The sequence below is a fragment of the Rhodococcus qingshengii JCM 15477 genome, from assembly GCF_023221595.1.
GTDB lineage: Bacteria > Actinomycetota > Actinomycetes > Mycobacteriales > Mycobacteriaceae > Rhodococcus_F > Rhodococcus_F qingshengii.
This window is the reverse complement of sequence record NZ_CP096563.1, coordinates 2249758-2270082: the sequence shown is the minus strand read 5'-3', so window position 1 is coordinate 2270082 and position 20325 is coordinate 2249758. Positions and strand designations below refer to the sequence as shown.

The 20325-nt window shown below is 63.1% G+C and carries 14 protein-coding genes; 8 read left to right on the top strand and 6 right to left on the bottom strand.

Going from position 1 to position 20325, the window contains the following annotated elements; translation table 11 throughout:
* Nucleotides 1–810, top strand: coding sequence for an FAD binding domain-containing protein (locus M0639_RS10375; protein WP_030535037.1), 810 nt, complete (start codon nucleotides 1–3; stop codon nucleotides 808–810).
* Nucleotides 807–3515, top strand: a complete 2709-nt coding sequence (locus M0639_RS10370; protein WP_064074933.1) for a molybdopterin-dependent oxidoreductase — start codon at nucleotides 807–809, stop codon at nucleotides 3513–3515. The genes M0639_RS10375 and M0639_RS10370 overlap by 4 nt, the downstream gene beginning before the upstream one ends.
* Here M0639_RS10370 and lat read toward each other — a convergent pair.
* The gene (lat, locus tag M0639_RS10365; protein ID WP_047271731.1) at nucleotides 3512–4840 is read right to left on the bottom strand and encodes an L-lysine 6-transaminase; all 1329 of its coding nucleotides are present in this window, start codon (nucleotides 4838–4840) and stop codon (nucleotides 3512–3514) included. The two genes, M0639_RS10370 and lat, sit on opposite strands and share 4 nt — an antisense overlap.
* A gap of 65 nt (nucleotides 4841–4905) precedes the next feature.
* The gene (locus M0639_RS10360; protein ID WP_003940830.1) at nucleotides 4906–5370 is read right to left on the bottom strand and encodes an Lrp/AsnC family transcriptional regulator; all 465 of its coding nucleotides are present in this window, start codon (nucleotides 5368–5370) and stop codon (nucleotides 4906–4908) included.
* Nucleotides 5371–5400: 30 nt separating this feature from the next.
* Here M0639_RS10360 and hglS point away from each other — a divergent pair, with 30 nt between their 5' ends.
* Both hglS and amaB read left to right on the top strand, forming a co-directional pair.
* Nucleotides 5401–6696 (top strand): 2-oxoadipate dioxygenase/decarboxylase, encoded by a 1296-nt coding sequence (hglS, locus tag M0639_RS10355; RefSeq protein ID WP_064074932.1) that lies wholly within the window; start codon nucleotides 5401–5403, stop codon nucleotides 6694–6696.
* The gene (gene amaB, locus M0639_RS10350; protein WP_042922141.1) at nucleotides 6683–8188 is read left to right on the top strand and encodes an L-piperidine-6-carboxylate dehydrogenase; all 1506 of its coding nucleotides are present in this window, start codon (nucleotides 6683–6685) and stop codon (nucleotides 8186–8188) included. The genes hglS and amaB overlap by 14 nt, the downstream gene beginning before the upstream one ends.
* Here amaB and M0639_RS10345 read toward each other — a convergent pair.
* From M0639_RS10345 to M0639_RS10335, 3 genes are read right to left on the bottom strand one after another with little or no spacing between them, the layout of a single operon-like run.
* Complete coding sequence (locus tag M0639_RS10345; RefSeq protein WP_064074931.1) at nucleotides 8139–8924, bottom strand: alpha/beta fold hydrolase; 786 nt, start codon at nucleotides 8922–8924, stop codon at nucleotides 8139–8141. The genes amaB and M0639_RS10345 overlap by 50 nt on opposite strands.
* On the bottom strand, nucleotides 8921–9985 hold the full coding sequence (locus M0639_RS10340) for an isopenicillin N synthase family dioxygenase (protein WP_042449601.1): 1065 nt from the start codon (nucleotides 9983–9985) through the stop codon (nucleotides 8921–8923). Before M0639_RS10340 ends, M0639_RS10345 begins: the two co-directional genes overlap by 4 nt.
* Entirely contained in the window at nucleotides 9966–11357 is a 1392-nt protein-coding gene (locus M0639_RS10335) for a uracil-xanthine permease family protein (RefSeq protein ID WP_007727244.1), read from the bottom strand. The genes M0639_RS10340 and M0639_RS10335 overlap by 20 nt, the downstream gene beginning before the upstream one ends.
* Nucleotides 11358–11491: 134 nt before the next feature.
* On the opposite strand from M0639_RS10335, the gene M0639_RS10330 reads away from it, so the two are divergent.
* From M0639_RS10330 to M0639_RS10320, 3 genes are read left to right on the top strand one after another with little or no spacing between them, the layout of a single operon-like run.
* Nucleotides 11492–12055, top strand: coding sequence for a helix-turn-helix domain-containing protein (locus M0639_RS10330; RefSeq protein WP_007727247.1), 564 nt, complete (start codon nucleotides 11492–11494; stop codon nucleotides 12053–12055).
* A gap of 54 nt (nucleotides 12056–12109) precedes the next feature.
* A complete protein-coding gene (locus M0639_RS10325) occupies nucleotides 12110–13114 on the top strand; it encodes an acyl-CoA dehydrogenase family protein (protein WP_039972812.1) in 1005 nt (334 codons plus the stop codon).
* A 34-nt stretch (nucleotides 13115–13148) separates the two neighbouring features.
* Complete coding sequence (locus tag M0639_RS10320; RefSeq protein WP_064074930.1) at nucleotides 13149–14240, top strand: N-formylglutamate amidohydrolase; 1092 nt, start codon at nucleotides 13149–13151, stop codon at nucleotides 14238–14240.
* Nucleotides 14241–14278: 38 nt separating this feature from the next.
* Here M0639_RS10320 and M0639_RS10315 read toward each other — a convergent pair whose 3' ends face one another.
* Nucleotides 14279–15610, bottom strand: coding sequence for an anaerobic C4-dicarboxylate transporter family protein (locus M0639_RS10315; RefSeq protein ID WP_050654886.1), 1332 nt, complete (start codon nucleotides 15608–15610; stop codon nucleotides 14279–14281).
* A gap of 106 nt (nucleotides 15611–15716) precedes the next feature.
* Between M0639_RS10315 and M0639_RS10310 the strand changes: the two genes are divergently transcribed.
* Entirely contained in the window at nucleotides 15717–20264 is a 4548-nt protein-coding gene (locus tag M0639_RS10310) for an ATP-dependent helicase (RefSeq protein WP_042449813.1), read from the top strand.
* The last annotated feature ends 61 nt before the right edge of the window (nucleotides 20265–20325 follow it).

Genomic DNA, 20325 nt, shown 5'->3' with positions numbered 1-20325 from the left:
ATGGACCTGCACAGCGTCGACGAAGTTCTGGTGCCGCGGACCCGCGCCGAACTCCCCTGTGCGTCACCCGGCATCGGGTTCATCGGTGGCGGCACCTGGCTGTACTCGGAACCGCAGCCGCACCTGACCACCCTTGTCGACCTTGCGGGCTTCGACTGGGAAGCTGTGGCGGTCGGTGATCTCGGTCTCGAGATCGCGGCCACCTGCACCATCGAGGAACTGTGCCGCGCCGAACTTCCCGCATCCTGGCGCGCCGCAGCGCTGTTCCAACACTGCGCTGACGCACTACTCGCATCGTGGAAGGTGTTGCGATACGCGACAGTCGGCGGCAACATCGCGCTCTCCTTCCCGGCCGGAGCGATGACGACTCTGTGTACCGCTCTCGATGCCGAACTGACGATCTGGCGTCCGGACGGTACCGAATACTCGTTCCCCGTAGTCGATTTCGTTATCGACGATTCTCGAAACGTACTCAGGTCCGGCGAGATCATCCGCAGTATCCGGATTCCCGTGCATGCATTGACTGCACGTACCGCGATGCGAAAGCTGGCTCAGACGTCACTCGGGCGATCGGCCGTAGCCGTGGCCGGACGCTGCGGCGCCGACGGTTTCACGCTGGCGATCACCGCCGCGACCCGCCGTCCGTACGCTCTGAAATTCGACGAACTCCCCGACGCCACAGCACTTGCGGATGCGTTGCGCAGCAGGATTCCGGAAGACGCCTACTTCACCGATGTCCATGGAACTGCGCCGTGGCGGAAGGCGATGACCGAGCTTCTTGCCGAAGAAATCCGAGGTGAACTGGAATGAAGTACTCGGTGGACGGAGTTCCGCGCGACGACCAGGCCCGCCCAGGACAGTGCCTGCGAACCTTCCTCCGCGAGCACGGAGCGAACTCCGTCAAGAAGGGGTGCGATGCCGGAGACTGCGGCGCCTGCTCGGTGCTGGTCGACGGACACCCCACCCATTCGTGCATATTTCCCGCCCATCGCATCGACGGCCGCGACGTCGTCACCGCCTCCGGTCTCGGAACCCCGGAGAAACTTCACCCCATTCAACAGGCATTCGTGGACGCGGGCGGATTCCAATGTGGTTTCTGTACAGCCGGAATGGTAGTCACCGCATCAGCGTTGTCGGTCGAGCAAAAATCCGATCTCGCGTGCTCGATGAAAGGTAACCTGTGCCGCTGCACCGGTTATCGGTCCATTCGTGACGCTCTCGCCGGTACATCCAATACAGAGACCGCCAAAATAGGCGGGGCACAAGGGCGTTCGATCGCAGCACCGGCGTCCGCGCGCATCGTCACGGGAACCGAGCAGTACACCATGGACTTCTCCCCGGGTGAGAAGCCGGTCGACCTGCTTCACGTCGCAGTACTCGGCAGTCCGCACGCACACGCACACATAAGCCGGATAGACACGGCAGCAGCCGAAGCGGCGCCGGGCGTCACCGCGGTCCTCACTTTTCATGACAGTCCGGACGTGCTGTTCTCGACCGCCCGGCACGAGGACCGCAACGACGATCCGGACGACACGCGTGTGTTCGACAGCACCCTCCGTTTCCGCGGCCAGCGCGTAGCCGCGGTCATCGCCGAAACCCCGACGCAGGCGGAACGTGCACTCTCGCTGATCGAAGTCGACTATGAGGTACGCGACGCGGTATTCGAACCAGATCTGGCGCGTTCCCCCGGCGCTCCACTCCTGCACGGCGACAAGGACGAGAGCTCGCGGATCGCCGAGGCCCCCCGCAACGTGGTTGCCGCGCTTCACGATGGCGTCGGCGATCTGGACCGTGCGCTCGCAGATGCGACTGCAGTCGTCGAAGGTACGTGGAAAACTGCGCGAGTCCAGCACGTGGCCTTGGAAACTCACGGCGCAGTGGGGTGGCTCGACGAGGAGGGCCGTCTCGTCATCAGAAGCAGCACACAGGTGCCGTTTCTGGTTCGGGACGAATTGGCCCACATCTTCGATCTCGATCGCAGCCGAATCCGGGTGTTCGCAAAACGGGTAGGCGGGGGTTTCGGCGGGAAGCAGGAATTACTCACCGAGGATCTGGTCGCACTGGCCGTCTTGAAGACCGGCAAGCCCGTAGCCTACGAGTTCAGCCGAAGCGATCAGTTCACCATCGCACCGTCACGGCATCCGATGCGAGTATCGGTGCGTGCGGGAGCCGACGCCGACGGCACTCTCACTGCGCTCGCTATCGACGTGCTTTCCGACGCGGGGGCGTACGGGAACCATTCGATCGGAGTCATGTTCCATGGGTGCGCCGAATCCATGGCGGTCTATCGCGCTGCGACCAAACGCGTCGACGCCGAAGCGGTCTACACGAACAACGTTCCCTCCGGGGCCTTTCGTGGTTACGGGCTCGGCCAGATCATCTTCGCCGTCGAGTCGGCCATGGATCAGCTCGCGGATCGTCTCGGCATGGACCCCTTCGAGTTTCGGCGGCGCAACGTCGTCGTTCCCGGAGACGATTTTGTCGACTGGCACGTCGAGGACGGTGATCTCGAGTTCGGCAGCTACGGGCTGGACCAGTGCATCGACCTCGTCGACAGTGCACTGTCAAGCGGACGCGGAGAGGCTGCACCGACTGGGTCGCGTTGGCGGATCGGTCGGGGCATGGCAATTGCCATGATCGCGACGATCCCGCCGCGTGGTCACTTCTCCGACACCACCGTCGCGCTCGAGGCCGACGGTCGGTACGTCGTGAACATCGGCACCGCTGAGTTCGGCAACGGAACCACTACGATTCACCAACAGATCGCGGCCACCGAATTGCGGACGACAGTCGATCGCATCACGATTGTTCAATCCGACACCGATGCCGGCGGATACGACACCGGAGCGTTCGGGTCGACGGGAACGGTGGTCGCCGGAAAGGCGCTCCTGATCGCCTGCGAGCGCCTTCGCGAGCGGATACTGACCCGTGCGGTGCGATCGAGCGGTCGCGGCGCGCAGATCGACGACCTTTCGCCGGACGGTGTCGAAACATCCCACGGTTGCCTCGATTTCGCGACGCTACTCGAAGGTGGCCCGCTCGCCGCTGACGGTCGCCACGACGGTACACCGCGCTCGGTCTCGTTCAACGTTCACGGTTTTCGCGTTGCCGTCGACACGAACACCGGCCGGGTGAAGATCCTGCAGTCGGTTCAGGCCGCCGATGCCGGCACCGTCATGAACCCGGCACAACTGCGAGGGCAGGTGGAAGGCGGTGTGGGACAAGCGCTCGGCGCTGCGCTGTCGGAGGAGATCGTCATCGAAGAAGGTCGGGTGATCAATCCGCAGTTGCGCAATTATCACGTTCCCCAGATCGGGGATCTGCCGATCACCGAAGTACTGTTTGCCGACACGTACGACAAGCTCGGGCCTTTCGGCGCGAAATCGATGAGTGAGGCCCCCTTCAATCCTGTAGCACCGGCGTTGGCAAACGCGATTGCCAACGCGTGTGGAGTGCGTATGTACTCCACACCGATGACACCGGATCGAGTGTGGGAACAGCTACAGAGGCCCTAGGTCTCGCGTGCGAGCACGCGCTCGACCGCGTCGACCGCGTCGTCCAGCTCACTGGTGGTCACCGTCAGCGCGGGCCGGAATCTGATTCCCCTCTTCCCGGTGGGCAGTATCATCACGTGCTCGTCTTCACGCAGTCGCTGTACGACGCGATCGCGAAGGTCACTGTCTTCCAGAGTGATCGCGCACATGAGGCCACGACCGCGCGGCTCGGTTGCCGCCGCGTACCGCCCGCAGACTTCGGTCAACCGGGCAAGGAGATGCGCACCCGTGAATCGCACGCGGTCGATCAGTCGGTCCTGCTCGACGACTTCGAGTATCCGCCGGGCACGAACCATGTCGGTGAGGTTGCCACCCCACGTCGAATTGATCCGAGAACTGACGTGAAACACGTTGTCATGCACTTCATCCACGCGCCCGCCGGCCATGATTCCGCACACCTGCGTTTTCTTGCCGAACGCCACCACATCCGGACTCAGACCCAATTGTTGGTAGGCCCAGGCAGTTCCGGTGATTCCGCAACCGGTCTGTACTTCGTCGAGAATGAAGAGGGCGTCGTTTTCGTGGCACAACTCCTGCATCGCCTGCAGAAATTCCGGCCTGAGGTGATGGTCGCCGCCCTCGCCCTGGATCGGCTCGGCGATGAAACAGGCAATGTCGTCGGGGTTGTCGGCGAAAGCTCGGCGCGCTTGATCGAGAGCTTGCCTCTCCGCAGCTTCGACATCGCGGCCGTCTGCCAGGTACGGCGAGTCGATACGTGGCCAGTCGAACTTGGGGAATCGCGCGACCTTGCCCGGTTCGGTGTTGGTGAGCGACATCGTGTAACCACTGCGGCCGTGAAAAGCCTCGGTCAGGTGCAGGACCTTTGTCCCCAGATCTGCTGACAACCCGCGGCTTTCGTTCCACCGACTCTTCCAGTCGAAGGCAACCTTGAGTGCATTTTCCACCGCCAGGGCTCCGCCGTCGACGAAGAACAAGTGTGGGAGTGCCGAATCCCCCAGTACCCGAGCGAAAGCCGCAACGAAGCGCGCCATGGGTTCGGTGTAGATGTCGGAGTTACTCGGCTTGTTGGAGGCCACGACAGCCAACTCCTGTTGAAACTCCTCGTCGCCTGCGATCGCAGGGTGATTCATACCCAGGGCCGAAGAGCCGAAGAAACCGAACATGTCCAGATACTCGGTTCCGTCTCGCAGGTCACGGAGATAGGAACCCCGCGACCCTTCGACGTCGAGAATCAGATCGAATCCGTCGACGAGGATGCTGGCCTTCAACACGTCGTAGACCGGAAAGAGCGCACTGTCACCGAAGTCTCGCATCGCAGTACTCATACGCGAAGGCTATGTCAATTTTCCGGGAGTGTCGATAGAGGACCGTAAAAGTTATTGAACAAGCGTCATTCGTCGTAAAAAGTTTGTAGGATGATGGTGCTTCGTGTGTTGACGTTGGCTGCCGTACGAATCTCCTGCAGCAATCGCTCCAACGCCCGAGGTGACGCCACCCGGACCAGGAGGACGTAGCTTTCGCTCCCGGCTACCGAGTGACACGAGACGACCGCCGGCAGATGACGCAAGCGGGCAGGCGCATCGTCGGGCTGCGAGGGATCGAGAGGAGTGATGGCGACAAATGCGGACAGATTGTGACCGAGTGCCTCCGGATCGATCTTCGCGGAGTACCCACGGATCACCTTGCGAGATTCCAAACGACGCACTCGCGACTGGACTGCGGAGATCGAGAGTCCAGCCTTCTCAGCAAGACTCGCGAGAGTGGCACGGCCGTCCAAGACCAATTCACGCATCAAAAGTCGATCGGTTTCGTCGACCGGAACACCGGCAACGTCACTGGTTTCTGTTTCTCGCACCTGCGCAGGCTAACGCAATCGGACATTCGTATGGTTGAAACCTGGGAGCTACGTGCACGGTTCGCAGCGGCCCTCGCCAAGATGTATGGCGACGAGGTCCCCGCTTACAACACCTTGGTAGATGTAACGATGCAGGTGAACCGTGATTTTGCCGCCGAACATCCGGATTCTGCGGAGCGCCTGGGCAGCCTGGCGAGAGTCAGCGCCGAGCGTCACGGCGCCATCAGACTGGGGACTCTCGACGAACTACGTGACGTAGCCACCGTCTTCGGCGGATTCGGTATGTTTCCGGTCGGCTATTACGACCTCCGGCTCACCGACTCCCCCATTCCCGTTGTCTCGACGGCATTTCGCCCCACCGATCCCGCCGAACTCGCCCGGAACCCGTTCCGCGTTTTCACCTCGGTGCTGACCAGTTCCGATTCCAGGTTCTTCGACACCGACCTCGAGCGTCGGATCACCGGGTTTCTGCGTCGCCGGACCCTGTTCTCTCCCGAACTTCTGCAGTGGGCACGTCAATCGAGTCGCGAGGGCGGCCTGACGGAGCCCGAGGCGACACAGTTCGTCGATGCAGCGACCTCGGCGTTTCGGCTCGGCACCGATCCCATCGACGCGGGCTGGTACCGCGAACTCGCCGCAATCTCGCCTGTCGCTGCAGACATTGCGGGGCAGGGCTCGACCCACGTCAATCACCTCACCCCGCGAGTGCTCGACATCGACGAGTTGTACCGCCGCATGACCGAGCGCGGTATCACCATGATCGACCGCATCCAAGGCCCGCCGAGATGGAGCGGACCACCACTACTTCTGCGGCAGACGTCGTTTCGTGCATTGGCCGAAGACAGACTCTTCCGTCAGCACGACGGATCGGTCACCACTGAGCCCGTCCGCGTCAGATTCGGCGAGGTGGAGGCACGCGGAATCGCGTTGACCCGCAGCGGGCGAGCGATCTACGACCGACTGATCGCCACGCCCGAGGACGCCGACTGGGACAGCGAATTTCCGCACTCCGAAAGCGAACTCGATGCCGCGGGGTTGGCGTACTTCACGTACCGAAACGAAGGAACTGTTGTCGTCCGCGACCCGATCGTCTACGAGGACTTCCTACCTGCCTCCGCGGCCGGGATCTTCGCATCCAATCTCGATTCCGTGACCGGATTCGTTTCCGATGCGCCCGGCGCCGAATACGGGCAGGATCGATTGGAGGGCGCCATCGACCGCACCATCGAAGATCCGTTCGAGCTGTACCGCGCACAACAAGAGGCGTCACGTGCCGTGCTGCCTCCCGCCCACAACAACAGAGGACTCCCCAGTGAACCTGCCTGATTCTTCGAGCCTCGCCGATCGCGCCGAAAGCGCCCTTGCCGCGTGCGGTGTCGAGTGGCCCGCCGGCGACCTGAGCGCACGAACCCCCATCACCGGTACGCAACTGCGTACCGTTCGGCAGCACTCCGGCCGAGAGGTCGACGACGCCGTCGACGCGGCGCATCGCGCGTTCCTCACCTGGCGCACCGTCCCCGCTCCGGCGCGCGGCGCGGTCGTGCGCCGGCTGGGCAGCCTACTGACCGAACACAAGGATGACCTCGCGGAAATCGTGACGTTGGAGGCCGGGAAGGTCACCTCGGAGGCTCTCGGCGAGGTACAGGAGATGATCGACATCTGCGAGTTCGCCGTCGGTCTCTCCCGGCAGCTCTACGGACGCACCATGCCGTCCGAGCGTCCCGGACACCGGTTGACGGAAACGTGGCACCCTCTCGGCGTTGTCGGAGTCATCTCCGCGTTCAACTTTCCCGTCGCGGTGTGGTCGTGGAATACCGCCATTGCTCTCGTGTGCGGCGACGCCGTCGTCTGGAAGCCTTCGGAAACCACTCCGTTGACCGCGCTGGCATGTGACGCGCTCCTGCGACGCGCGCTCGCGGATTGTCAAGCACCGATCGACGTTCACCAGTTGGTCGTCGGCGGACGTGACGTCGGTGAGGCTCTCGTGGACAACCCACTCGTGGCCTTGGTCAGCGCCACCGGTTCCGTGAGGATGGGCCGCGCCGTGGCTCCGCGGGTCGCCGAGCGCTTCGGACGAAGTCTCCTGGAACTGGGTGGAAACAACGCCGCAGTCGTCACGCCGTCGGCGGATCTCGAGCTTGCCGTGCGCGGAATTGTCTTCTCCGCCGCTGGAACTGCCGGGCAGCGCTGCACCTCACTGCGCCGGCTCATCGTTCACGAGTCGATCGCCGACAACGTCGTCGACCGCGTTGCGTCCGCGTACGCGCAACTCCAGGTCGGTAGTCCCTTCGATTCCGGTGTTCTGGTCGGGCCGCTGATCAACGAAGCCGCGTTCGAGACGATGCAGAAATCGCTCTCGGCCGCACGCGCGGACGGCGGAACTGTGGTGTGTGGCGGGGACCGCGTCGGCGATTCCGGGTTCTACGTGACACCTGCCCTCGTTCGTATGCCCGCACAGACCGAGGTGGTGCGGGCGGAGACTTTTGCACCCATCCTCTACGTCTTGACCTACACCGACTTCGACGACGCCATTGCGCTGCACAACGGCGTACCTCAAGGACTTTCGTCCTCGATCTTCACACTCGACCAGCGAGAAGCAGAGCGCTTCCTCGCCGCCGACGGCTCCGATTGCGGCATCGCGAACGTGAACATCGGAACGTCCGGTGCGGAGATCGGCGGCGCATTCGGCGGGGAGAAGGAGACTGGCGGCGGACGCGAATCGGGTTCGGATTCGTGGAAGGCATACATGCGCCGAGCCACCAATACCGTCAATTACTCGGACCAGCTTCCGCTGGCTCAAGGGGTCGAGTTCGGCTGAACACCTGCCGGGCGAAATCGGTGATCGCGTCGATCAACTCCGGGAGCGCCGACAACTGCGGTGCATGGTCGGTGCCCAGGCTGACCACCTGGGCACCGGGGACAAGTCTCTGCATGGCGCGTTGAGCCTCGATCGGCACGGTTCGATCCAGCGTGCATTCGACATACAACCTCGGCACGGTTCCGAATCGCTCTTCCGTCCAGACCGGTGCCATCAGGCGGGCTGACTCCAGTTGTGGAACGAGCATGCGCGCGGCGAAGATCGCATCAGCCACCGGCGCTTCGTGGAAGAACACAGCGGCGCCGGCTTCGGGCGGTATCACCGTCGCATCCCCGTCGTCGGCGGGGACCAACCAACGTGAGATCCCGACCGGACTTTCCAGACCGAGTTCGATGCAGAGCATCCCGAAGTCCGTCTGCGATGGAAGCATCATCCCTGCGACGTACACAAGACCCGTTACCCGCGAAGGCAGCAACTCAGCCACCTGTGAGGCCACGATGCCACCGCCGGAGTGACCAACGAGGGCGCACTGCCCGTCCAAGGACTCGACAACTGCCACAACATGTTCGGCAACGACATCGAGATCGATCACGTCGTCTGAGTTCCAACTTCCCGAGCCGGGAAGCTCCACCACAACAGGATTGAAGCCGGCCGATTTCAGTGGGCCACACACACGATCCCAGACCCAACCGCCGGCCCATGCTCCGTGGATCAGGACGATGTTCCGTGCACTCACTGCTTGACCTCGAGCTCCGCAGCCGAAAGTACCCGAGCCGCCTCACGACCTGCGGCGGCGTTGGACTTCCCCTGCCTCGACCCGGCCAATTTGGCCTTGATGTGATCGCGAACGGTAATGGGTTCGTACTCCAAGCCGGAGTCGTCCTGAAAACTCGGCAAGGTCGCAATCACCGCGTCGACGTTTCCGTCATGGAAGAAGGCCGCCGATCGCCGGCGCTTGATGGTGCCGTTCACCACCGGAGGCGCAACTCGGTGCAGCGTGGACATCCACCTGTCGTTGGTCAGTCGCGCGGTGAGATCCCCGAGGTTGACCAGTAGCGCGCCGTCGTGCGGCCAGACATCGTGCCAGCGTCGGTCGCTCCCGAGTACTTGCAAACCTTCGACCTGATCCGCCCACAGCACGGTGACCAGCCCGAAATCGGTATGTTCGCCCATCCCCTTCAACTCACCGTCCAACGTCACCGTCCCTTCGGGTAACGCGTAGTTGTTCATCCGCAGTACGTCGATGGAGTGGTCGGTGATCGACTCGAAGAATCCTGGGGTCAGCCCGAGCGCGTCTTCGAAAATGGTGGTCAGTGTGCGTGCCACCCGCTCGCCATGGGCGTAGTAATTCTCCACCCGCTCCGTGAAACCAGACACTGCGGGCCACAGGTTGATTCCGTAATCGTCCTCCGACAGTTCGAGTTCGGTGAATGATCGGGCTTCGGTTCCGACGTTGAAGGCCTCGAAAAAGTCGTTCATTCTGGTCGCGGATTCGACGCCGAGGCTCAGGCTCAGCGACTCACTCTTGGGCGGGCTGTACCCACGATTCGCGCCCTCGATTCGGTAGCCCGACTTCGTCTCCATCGGCAGCCCGAAGAAGTCGTCCATCGCTTCGGCGAGGCCGGAAGAAACAGCGGCCGGAACACCGTGGCCCCGAATCTGCATGAAACCTACAGTCCGACAAGCATGGTCGACTTCGGCAGCCACTCGCGCCTTGTCCTGGTCGGCACCACCGAGCACGTAAGGCGAGATGTCGACGACGGGCACTTCGAAGGGATCAGACTGGGACTGTGACACTGGCGTCTCCTGCAGAGCTGGTGGCGGGTTCAGATTTTGCAGTGGCATGGAGGCTCTCTCGCGATCGCCTCGCGAGTTCACCGAGTCGGGTGTGATTGAACAGCAGATTGAGCGAAAAGGCCGAGGCCGCAGCCAAGGTGATGCCGCTACCGAGGAGGATCTGAGCCGAGGAGGGGAATCGCTCGAACATCCCTTCCGCAAATTCCGGAAGAATACCGATCCCCACCGATACAGCGGCGATCGTGGTGTTGATCGGGTCGCTGAGATCGACCTTGCGCAGCGTGTTGATTCCGACCACGGCGACAGTGGAGAACAAGATGATTCCGACGCCGCCGACCACCGGATCAGGCAGGGCTGCAACCACTTCACCCATTCGCGGGATGAGGCCGAGGACGATCAGAATGGCACCGCTGGTAGCGGTCACGTACCGGCTGTACACCCGGGTCGTGGCAACGGCGCCGACATTCTGCGAGAAAACGGTGTCGACAAAGGCATTGAAGATTCCGCCCAGAACTCCCGACATCCCGTCGGCCACCAGCCCTCGTGCGAGATCTGCTTTCTTCAAAGGCTTTCCGGTGATCTCGCTGACCGCCAGCATGCTCGCCGTCGATTCTGCGAAGACGACTGCCATGACGATACTCATCGCCACCACGGCGGTGACGGGAAACTCCGGAGCGCCGAAGTGGAACGGCATCGGGAAGCCCACCCAGGCCGAGCCGCCGACGCCACTCAGATCGATCAGGCCCATCGGGATGGCGATCACGGTGCCGATCACCAGCGCCATCAGTACACCGAGCTGCGTCCACATCCCGCGGCCGAGGCAGATGAAGGCCACCGCGACCACAACGACTGCGGCAGCCAGCGCCAGATTCTTCGGGTCGGCGAACGACGGGGAGGTGGGGTCGTTTCCGACGATCAGTCCTCCTGCGACACCGATCAACGAGATGCCGATGACTGTGAGGACGACGCCGGTAACCAGGGGTGGGAAGTATCGGACGATCTTGGCGAACGGCACGGCCAAGGCAATGCCGACTACGCCACCGACCAGCATGGACCCGTACACCGCCTGCAGGCCGTACTCCTTGGCGATCAGAATCATCGGCGTCAGCCCGGCGAAGGTCGCCCCGCAGACGATCGGCAGCCGGACACCGGCGACCTTCCCGACGCCCAGGCTCTGAATGATCGTGATGATGCCTGCAACGAGCAAGTCCGCGCTGATCAGCATCGCGACTGTGCTGCGGTCCAGCCCTACGGCGGCACCGAAAACCAGCGGAACCGTGATGCAGCCGGTGTACATGATGAGGACGTGCTGAAGAGCAAAAGCAGACTGGCGGGCAAATGGGAGCCGCTGGTCGACAGGATGGATGGCCATGCGCCGATCTCCGTCCGAAGCTGGAAGTGTTTCGTGTACGGGACTATTCAGCACGTCGATAATTTCTTACCGTGGTCGAATTTGTTTCGTCTGTGTAATCAAAACTTTCACCAGAGCACTGCTATCTTCGGCACATGGACGACGACCAGAAGGCGATAGCGACCGCAATCGGGGCTGCCGTGCGGACGGCGCGAAAAGAAGCCGGACTGACGTTGCGCGAGGTTGCCGTGAAGTCGGGCTTGTCGCAGCCCTTCCTGAGCCAGACCGAAAACGGCCACGCAGTACCCAGTGTCATGAACCTTCATCGCCTCGCGCAATCGCTCGGCACCACGGCGCACGCACTCTTGGCACAGGGTGAGCGAACTCCGTCCAGCCTCGTCCGCGCCGGCGAGGGGCGAACCTTCGAACTGGCACACGATTCGGTGATTCGATTCTGCTCCACCGGCTCACGGACCATGGAACCCAACGAGATCACGGCAGCACCTCATTCCGAGGCAGGTGAGCACACCGAGCACGCCGGCGAAGAGTTCATTCATGTTCTCGAAGGATCTGTCGAGGTCGAGGTGGGACTGGACGAGCATCACGTTCTTCACGTAGGCGACACCCTCCTCTACACCTCGACCATCCCGCACCGGTGGTTCAATCGCACCGACGCGGTGGCGAGATTCCTCATCGTGAGTTCGCCGCCCTCGTTCTAGATGCTCGGTTTCGGTTCCACACCACAACCCCCGCTCACGGCTTACCCTGACAGCGTGACCAAGTGGCCGGAACTTGCGCGTGAGATCGCCGATACCGTTCTGTTTCCCGTCGCCGACAGCGTCGACGCCGACGGAGAAATCCCCAGCAGCCATTTCGACGCGCTCGCCGCTGACGGCTTCTACGGCATCGCCGCCCTCGGTGACGGCGGCCCCGGCAGCGAAGAACTGGTCGAGGTCCTCGAAACCTTGTGCGGCGGTTGCCTCGCGACGACGTTCACCTGGATGCAGCATCACGGCGTCGTCGGAGCCCTGGCGGCGAGTCCCAATGCACCTCTGCGCGAGCAATACTGGGACGGTCTGGTTTCCGGCACGATTCGCGGTGGGGTTGCCTATGCCGGCGCCATCCCCCGCCCACCGCTCCTGTGGGCGAAGCGGGTGAACGACGGCTACGTCCTCGACGGGATCGCACCCTTCGTCACCGGTTGGGGCATCGTCGATGTTCTCTTGGTGTCGGCGCGCGACGAGTTCGACAATTCCATCGTTCATTCCGTCGTACCGGTAGGCGAGGCCCCGGGTCTGACGATCGAGGAGCTTCCACTGATCGCGGCGCGCGGGAGCAACACCGTCCGAATCGTGTTCGACGCTTTCGAAATTCCCGATACCGACGTCTGTGCTGTCGTCAGCGACGAACAATTCCAGAGCACCCAGCTCCCCGGCTTGTGGCTCAACGGCGCGATGGCCATGGGCATCACCCGCCGTGCTGTCACCGAACTCGCGGATCTGGGAGTCGACACCGACGCGTTCGAGGAACAAGCCACCCGGGCGCGCGCCGATCTCGATGCAGCACTGCGCGACGGCGGCGACATGTCGGCCGCCCGCGCCCGAGCGTCGGAACTTGCGATACGCGCGTCGGCCGCACTCGTGACTGCGACCGGAAGCCGCGCTCTGGTCGGCAGCAACACCCCCGAGCGGCTCATGCGTGAAGCCACCTTCACTCTTGTCGCGGCTGGTCGCCCGGAGATCAAAACGGCTCTCGTGGAACGACTCACCGGATACTGAGTACGCAAGGTTGTACTCGATTACGCTGGGATTCATGACCAGTGGAGAACCAGTACTCATCCCGGCCGGAACCGTGTTCACGGCGGAGGACCTGACGTTCTATGCCGATCGTGACTCCCGCAGTCTCGACGACGCCATCGCCGACGCCGACCTTCTTGTCAGTTGCCCACACTCGGGTTCCGCGATTCCAGCAGAACTCTCACGTTTTCTCGCACCCGAGTTCACACAGCGGCTGCAATTCGACTTCACCGACATGTCCACCAGTCCCATCGTGCGCCGTTGGGCCGAAATCGATTCGCGCATCGTATACGTGGAGAATCCGCACCCTCGCATGATTCGCGATCCCAACCGTGCGAAGCCCGAAAACCTGGAAGCGTCACTGCGCGAAGCATTCGCCCGCGTCCACAAGGCCGGTGCAGGCAACAAAGCAGACCTCACCGGCGTCGACGCAGTTCGCCCTGTCACCTTCTCGTTCTACCCCTTGCTGCTCGAGCCGACCGACGACGCGGGCTGGAAGAACCTCGCCGAGACCTTCACCGAGACAGCCGAACACGGTTTGGGTGTCTACGAAAGAACTCGCGACACACTGATCGAAGCCATGGTGGAGAAGAGCTTCGAACTCGGTCGATCGTTCACGACGTTGTCGTTCCACGACACGATGAACCACACCACCCGGCGGGACGGCGCCGTCAATGTCGAACGGCCGGAAGCAGATCGACTCCCCGACGTCGTCGCACTCTCCAATCGTGGCGATCACGACGGTAATCGACGCGGCGACAATCCCGTGACGATGGATCCGGAGCTCATTCGCACACTTGCGGTCTCACATCGCAAGGGATTTCAGGTCGACGATCCGGATGCGGTCGCTCTCAATCAGCCGTACCTCGGCAGTTTCGAAATCATCCGAGCCGGAGCGAGATTCGCCGAATTGAGCGCCCGCGCCGCCGAAGCCGGGATCACGTTGAGCGCGGTTCAGGCCGAATTCAAACGAGAATTCCTACTGGGAGACGAACTGGCCGCCTACATCATGGAACCCGGCGTCGACTGGCCTACACCCGACGCCGAACGGGTGGACCAGCTCGCTCACGCGTGCAAGGCGAGCTGGGACCACTACCGCAACAGCTGACTCAGCGCTGTCACTCAGGGCTGACTCAGCCGCAATACTCAACCGAGCACCACTCCGAACAACGCGCCGGCCGCAATCGTCGTGACGGCCAAGATGATGGTCGGCAGGAAGAACGAGTGGTCGACGAGCTTGGAACCGAGCTTCGTGCTGCCCGAGAGGTCGAAGTTCGCAGCCGCGATCTGCGAACCGTTTGTCGGCAACAGATAGACGCCGGCAAACGCTCCGGCCCACATTCCGCTCACCAGACCGGGTGCAATCCCGGCAGCGAGACCGATCGGCACGATGGTCCTCGTAGCGGTCGACTGACTGGTCGTCAGTACACAGACCAGGAAGACACCGAGCGCGAAGATCCACGGCGCGGCGTTGACCCAGTCGCCGACGGTGCTCGTGATCAGCTCGGAATGGGCGCTGATGAACGTGTCCGTCAGCCATGCCAGACCGAACAGCGCGATGGCCGAGACCATACCGGCACGGAACACCGTCGACGACGGCACGTCGGCGACATTCGGGCGGCACACCAGCAGGATCAACGTACCCACGACGAACATCAGCATTTCGATGATCGGTGTCATCCCCATCGGAGTACCGTCGGCAGCTTCGGGACGAATCCCCTTGAACAGGCCGAAGATCACGATAGCCAGGACGCCGGCGAGGAAGATCAGTGCCGCGTTTCGTCCGGTCTTCGTCGAGACGAGTTCGGTCTTGGAGGCTGCACCAGGTCCGGCCAATTCGCCCGACTTCATCTTCGCCTGTATCTCCGGGTCGTCGTCGAGATCTTTGCCGAGTCGGTTGACCGCGATGGAGGAAAGGATGATGCCGACAACAGCAGCCGGGAAGGTGATCTTGATGATGTCGATGAGTTCGAAATCGTAAGGCGGCACGTCGGTCAGCGTGACCATTGCCGCCATTGCCGCGGACACCGGACTACACGCCAGCGCCACACCGGTCGAGACAACTGACAGCGACAGCGGTCGTGACGGCCGCACACCGTTCTTGTACGAGACGTCGTAGATGACGGGGAGCAGTGGGTAGAGGATGTTGGACGTGCCGGCACCGACCGAGAACAGGAATGACACCAACGGCGCGATCAGCGTGATCTGTTTCGGGCGAGATTCGATCAACTTGGCCGCGATGGTGACCATCCAGTCGATACCACCGGCCGCCTGCATCATCGACGACGCGAGGACGACGGACAGGACGATGAGGAGAGCGTCGACCGGCGGACTGCCGACGTCCTCTCCGAAGACGAACACGAGGACGGCAACACCTGCGCCGCCCCACAGACCGAGAGCGACACCGCTCGATCTGGTACCCATGACAATCGCCCCGAGCACTACCGCCAGCTCGAGGACAATCTTGACTGCTTCCATCAGGCACTCGCCTTCTCGATAACAAGAGAATCGCTATAACAGGGCAAATAGTATGCTCTGCGCTTCGGCTGCAGGCACGAACACGCTGTCGGTGGGAAGGGGCAATATGGTGGTCGTGACCAACGTCCTCGGTAGGTTCTCGCCCGCCACACGCGAGTGGTTCGGCGGCGCTTTCAGCGCTCCGACTGCTGCGCAGCTCGGCGCCTGGGAATCCATCGCGAGTGGCTCTCACACACTTGTCGTCGCGCCCACCGGCTCCGGCAAGACATTGTCGGCGTTCCTGTGGGCCCTCGATCAACTCGCCGCCAAGGACGAAGGCGAACGCGCCACCAAAGTCCTCTACATTTCGCCGCTCAAAGCGCTGGGTGTGGACGTCGAGCGGAACCTTCGCGCGCCGCTGGTCGGCATCACGCAGACGGCGAAGCGTCTAGGCCTCACTCCGCCCGAGATCACCGTCGGTGTCCGTTCCGGTGATACGTCCCAGGCCGATCGGCGCTCGTTGATCAAACGACCCCCGGACATCCTGATCACCACGCCTGAGTCGTTGTTCCTGATGCTCACCTCCGCTGCCCGGGAAACACTGGTCGGTGTCGACACCGTGATCGTCGACGAGGTTCACGCGGTGGCGGGCACCAAGCGCGGCTCTCACCTCGCGCTCTCACTGGAACGCCTGGACGGCTTGCTCGAGCGTCCGGCGCAACGCATCGGATTGTCGGCCACTGTCCGTCCGCACGAGGAGATCGGGCGGTTCCTCGCCGGTTCGGCACCGATCCGAATCGTGGCTCCGCCTGCCGCCAAGACCTTCGACCTCACGGTCCGTGTTCCCGTCGAGGACATGACCGAACTGGGGATCGCGACGCCGGACGACGGTTCCGAATCTCCCACCCCGCAAGCCGGTTCGATCTGGCCCCACGTCGAGGAACAGATCGTCGACCTCGTTCTCGACCACCGATCGTCCATCGTGTTCGCCAACTCTCGCCGCCTCGCCGAACGATTGACAGCCAGGCTCAACGAGATTCATGCAGAACGCATCGGTCTGGCCGTCGAGAAAACATCTCGCCCGCCCGCGCAGATCGGGGCTCCCACCGAGGTCAACTACGGCGCAGAACCCCTCCTTGCTCGCGCCCACCACGGATCGGTCAGCAAAGACCAGCGAGCCCTCATCGAAGACGACCTCAAATCGGGTCGATTGCGATGCGTCGTCGCCACCAGCAGTCTCGAACTCGGAATCGACATGGGCGCCGTCGACTTGGTCATCCAGGTGGAGGCACCGCCTTCTGTTGCCAGCGGCCTGCAACGTGTCGGTCGCGCCGGCCACCAGGTCGGCGAGATATCGCGAGGCGTCGTCTTCCCCAAGCATCGCACCGACCTGATTCATTGCGCGGTGACCGTCGAGCGCATGGTCGAAGGCAAGATCGAAGCGATGGCCGTTCCGGCCAATCCCCTCGACATCCTCGCTCAGCAAACTGTTGCGGCCACCGCTCTCGAACCGATCGACGTCGACGACTGGTTCGAGACGGTGCGCCGAAGCGGTTCCTTTGCAACGCTTCCCCGTTCGGCGTACGAATCGACTCTGGACTTGCTGGCGGGGCGGTACCCCTCGGACGAGTTCGCCGAGTTACGTCCTCGCCTTGTCTGGGATCGTGAGTCCAACACGCTCACGGGCCGCCCGGGTTCGCAGCGTTTGGCCGTCACTTCCGGCGGCGCAATCCCCGACCGCGGCCTCTTCACCGTCTACATGGTTGGCGAGAAAGCGTCCCGCGTCGGCGAACTCGACGAGGAAATGGTCTACGAATCCCGGGTCGGCGACGTCTTTGCGCTCGGCGCCACCAGTTGGCGGATCGAGGAGATCACCTTCGATCGGGTTCTGGTCAGCCCCGCCTACGGCATGCCGGGTCGTTTGCCCTTCTGGCACGGCGACGGACTCGGTCGCCCCGCCGAACTCGGACAGGCGTTGGGACAATTCGTTCGAGAGACCGCGCTGGGTAACGAAGCCGACGTCGTCGAGCGTTGTCGCGTGGGCGGGCTCGATCACAACGCCACAACCAATCTGATCCAACTCGTCGGTGAGCAGAAAAATGCCACCGGGCAGGTGCCGTCGGATCGAACCCTGGTGGTCGAACGCTTCCGCGACGAACTCGGCGACTGGCGTCTGGTGCTGCATTCCCCGTACGGCCAACGGGTTCACGCACCGTGGGCCCTCGCCATCGGGGCGCGCCTGCAGGAACGATACGGCGTCGATTCCAGCCCGACGGCCTCCGACGACGGCATCATCATCCGACTCCCCGACACCGAGAACGAACCTCCCGGCGCCGAACTGTTCACCTTCGACGTCGAGGACATCGAAGATCTGGTCACCCAAGAGGTGGGCGGCTCCGCGCTCTTCGCTTCCCGATTCCGCGAATGTGCCGCCCGCGCACTGCTTCTCCCCCGCCGCAATCCCGGAAAACGTGCACCACTGTGGCAGCAGCGTCAGCGGTCGGCGCAACTGCTGGACGTCGCCCGCAAGTTCCCGACCTTCCCGATCCTGCTCGAGACCGTACGCGAGTGCTTGCAGGACGTTTACGACCTGCCTGCACTGAAGGAATTGTTCGGCAAGATCGAGAAAAGGCAGATTCGAATCGTCGAGGTGGAGACGGCCTCTCCGTCTCCGTTCGCCAGTGCGCTCCTGTTCAACTACGTGGGTGCGTTCATGTACGAGGGCGACAGCCCCCTCGCCGAGCGACGCGCCGCCGCTTTGTCCTTGGACTCCACGCTGTTGGCCGAACTCCTCGGCCGCGTCGAACTACGCGAGCTCCTCGACGCCGGAGTGATCGAGCAGGCCGAACGTGAACTGCAACGGCTCGTCCCTGACCGAAAGGCCAAGGACCTCGAGGGTGTTGCCGACCTCCTCCGCATGCTCGGCCCGCTGACCACCGAAGAAGTCACCGAACGCTGTCTCGAGGACCCGGTCTCATGGCTCGAGAAGTTGGTTACGGACAAACGCGCCCTCCACGTCTCGTATGCGGGCGAGAGCTGGTGGACCGTCGTCGAAGATGCAGCGCGGCTTCGCGATGGACTCGGCGTTCCCCTACCCATCGGCGTTCCGGCCGCGTTCATCGAGCCGGTCGATCAACCACTCGACGACCTCTTGAGCCGGTACGCCCGCACCCACGGTCCCTTCACTCTCGCCGACGCGGCTGCACGCTTCGGTCTCGGAGTATCAGTCGCGCGTGACGTTCTCGGTCGGCTCGCGCTCGAAAAGCGGGTCCTGGAAGGTGAATTCCGCCCGTCTGCAACCGGGAGCGAATGGTGCGACGCCGAGGTCCTGCGTCGCTTGCGGCGACGCTCGCTCGCCGCGGCACGGCAGGAGGTCGAGCCGGTCAGCACCGCGACCCTCGGGCGATTCCTTCCCAGTTGGCAGCACGTGGGCGGCACGCTGCGAGGAATCGACGGTGTTGCAACGGTGGTCGATCAACTTGCCGGCGTCCCGATTCCGGCGTCCGCTCTCGAATCGTTGATCCTGCCGAGCCGAGTTGCCGACTACTCTCCCGCGATGTTGGACGAACTCACGTCGACGGGTGAAGTCCTGTGGTCCGGATCGGGAGCTATCTCGGGCAAGGACGGGTGGGTAGTGCTGCACCCCGCCGACCTGGCACCGATCACGCTCAATTCACCCGCCGACACCGACGTCTCGGAACTGCAGAAGCGCATCCTCGACCTGCTGTCCGGCGGCGGTGCCTACTTCTTCCGCCAGTTGGTCGACGCGTTGCGAACTACGGAGTCGGCTGCGGACACGGTCGACAGTGCGGTGACGACGGCGCTGTGGGAGTTGGTGTGGCTCGGACACATCGGTAACGACACCGTTGCACCGCTGCGCGCACTTCTCTCCGACACCACCAGAACAACAACCAGTCACCGATCACCTCGCCGTGTTCCGCGGGCCCGTCCGTACCGCGGAATGGCCCGCGCTTCCACGCCCGCGCGCACGGGACCGGCAACCGCCTCCGGTCGGTGGTTCCAGCTGCCAGGTATCGAACCTGACCCCACTATCCGGGCACACGCCACGGCTGATCTGCTGCTCGAACGATACGGCGTCGTCACCCGCGGTTCGGTGATGAGCGAGAACGTGCCGGGCGGTTTCGCGTTGATCTACAAGGTACTGAGCACGTTCGAGGACAATGGGCGCGCTCGACGCGGATACTTCGTGGACACCCTGGGCGGCGCTCAATTCTCCACGCCTCCCGTGGTGGACCGCTTGCGGACGTTCGGTGATTCCATCGAGGGGCGCCACACCTCCTCGGCTGCAGTCACTCTCGCGGCGTGCGACCCGGCAAACCCGTACGGCGCGGCGCTGCCGTGGCCGGCGTCGGGGGGCGAAGAGTCACCAGGACACCGACCCGGACGAAAAGCCGGCGCACTGGTAGTTCTGGTGGAGGGTGAGTTGGTTCTGTTCGTCGAGCGCGGCGGTCGCACGATCCTGACATTCACCGACGACGGCGGAACGTTGCGCCTGGCAGCACTGTCACTTGCTCAGAAGGTGACTTCTCGCGCCATCGACAAGTTGGTAGTTGAGAAGGTCGACGGAGAGACCATCCACGGCAACGATTTTGCTCCGGTCCTGGTCGAAGCCGGCTTCGCGGCCACCCCTCGCGGATTCCGGTTGCGGTCATGAGGATTGGGGTCATGATGATTGAGATCGTGGAAGTTGAGATCCTGAAGTGTGGGTGCGGCGA